Source organism: Campylobacter concisus, from assembly GCF_002912895.1.
Lineage (GTDB): Bacteria > Campylobacterota > Campylobacteria > Campylobacterales > Campylobacteraceae > Campylobacter_A > Campylobacter_A concisus_G.
The window spans coordinates 1-1,291 of the sequence record NZ_POZX01000038.1 but is presented as its reverse complement, the minus strand read 5'-3'; the positions used below and the strand labels follow the sequence as shown (position 1 = coordinate 1,291).

At 38.9% G+C, this 1,291-nt stretch carries 2 protein-coding genes and 2 pseudogenes; 1 reads left to right on the top strand and 3 read right to left on the bottom strand.

Features of this window, described 5'->3' with window-relative positions:
- The 3 genes and pseudogenes from CYP51_RS04690 to CYP51_RS04680 all read right to left on the bottom strand — a co-directional run.
- Positions 1 to 193 (bottom strand): annotated as a pseudogene (locus CYP51_RS04690) (molybdate transport repressor); the annotation flags it as partial.
- Between the two features lie 11 nt (positions 194 to 204).
- A complete protein-coding gene (locus CYP51_RS04685) occupies positions 205 to 639 on the bottom strand; it encodes a molybdopterin synthase catalytic subunit (RefSeq protein WP_103624564.1) in 435 nt (144 codons plus the stop codon).
- Between the two features lies 1 nt (position 640).
- Positions 641 to 862, bottom strand: coding sequence for a MoaD/ThiS family protein (locus CYP51_RS04680; RefSeq protein ID WP_103624563.1), 222 nt, complete (start codon positions 860 to 862; stop codon positions 641 to 643).
- Between the two features lie 83 nt (positions 863 to 945).
- Here CYP51_RS04680 and CYP51_RS04675 point away from each other — a divergent pair.
- Positions 946 to 1,291 (top strand): annotated as a pseudogene (locus CYP51_RS04675) (carboxynorspermidine decarboxylase); the annotation flags it as partial.

The window sequence follows — 1,291 nt, the reverse complement described above, 5'->3', positions numbered from 1 at the left end:
CTTCAATACGTAAAAAGTTGTTTTGAAAAATTTTTCTAACACAAAAGAACGCTGAGAGAGCGCCAATGATGATGCCAAAGAGAGACGCTGTGCCAAGAGCTAGATAAAAGTAGCCAATGATGCTAAAGGCAAAAAGCCCAAGCCCAAAGGCTAGCGCCCAAAAAACATCTTTTTTACTCTCTTTTGTTATCATCATTTTTCCTTTTAAGCTAAAATTCCAGCACCATTTATCGCTTGGCTGCGCTCTTTTGCATAAATTCTCTTGCCATTTATCACGTCATATTTCCAGATCGGCGCATTTGCCTTAAAGTCCTCGACAAACTCGTTTATAAGCCTTAGCGCGACCTTTCTTTGAGGGCTCACAATGCCTGCTACATAAGAGCTCGTATGCACGGCTACATCGCCTTTTGAGTGAGCAAAAAGTACGTAGGCGTTTTCTTTTTTGGCTCGCTCCTGCCAAGCATCTAGCCATTTTTTAAGGATCGGCTCATAGATATCGAAGCTAAGCGCCGAAATTCCGCCCTCTTCTCTTACTATGCCTACAAAAGTGATGAGCGCGCCGCAGTTTTTATCCTTAAACCTATCATACCACTCGTTTGTGATGCTTTGAACGTCCAAGCTTCCATTATAAATTTGCATCTTAGCCCCCACAAACTGGCGGCAAAATAGAAATTTTATCGCCTGATTTAAGAGCGAAATTTATATCACTTACGATCTCGTCATTTACAGCAACCGCGCAGATATTTAGCCATTTTTTTAGCTCCTCTTTATCGCTTAAAGCCGCTTTTACCTCGCCTAAATTTTTTGCTTCTATTTTTATACTCTCAAGCCCGATAGGCCCAAGAAATTCGATCTCTATCACATTTTATCCTTTGAAATTTTTGCTGATTTTACTTAAAAATAAATTTAGATATACTTATTTGAAAATTTAAAAAGCGAGAAAAAATGAACGAAATTTTAAAAAGTATAAAAACCCCAGCCTACGTCTGCGAAGAGGCAAAAGTACGTAAAAATCTAGAGCTTTTAAGGTACGTAAAAGAGCAAAGCGGAGCCAAAATTTTAGTCGCACTCAAAGGTTTTGCATTTAGCGGAGTGATGGATATGGTTGGCTCTTATCTTGATGGTGCGACTTGCAGTGGGCTTCATGAGGCAAAATTTGCAAACGAATACGTAAAAGGCGAGATTCATACTTATAGTCCAGCCTTTAAGGATGAGGATTTCGATGAAATTTTAAAAATTTCAAAGCACATTACATTTAACTCTTTTGCGCAGTGGCAAAAATTTAAGGGTA

Bases quoted from the DNA above. Each gene is read 5' to 3' on its own strand.
- CYP51_RS04685 (WP_103624564.1), bottom strand. From the start codon at position 639: ATGCAAATTTATAATGGAAGCTTGGACGTTCAAAGCATCACAAACGAG.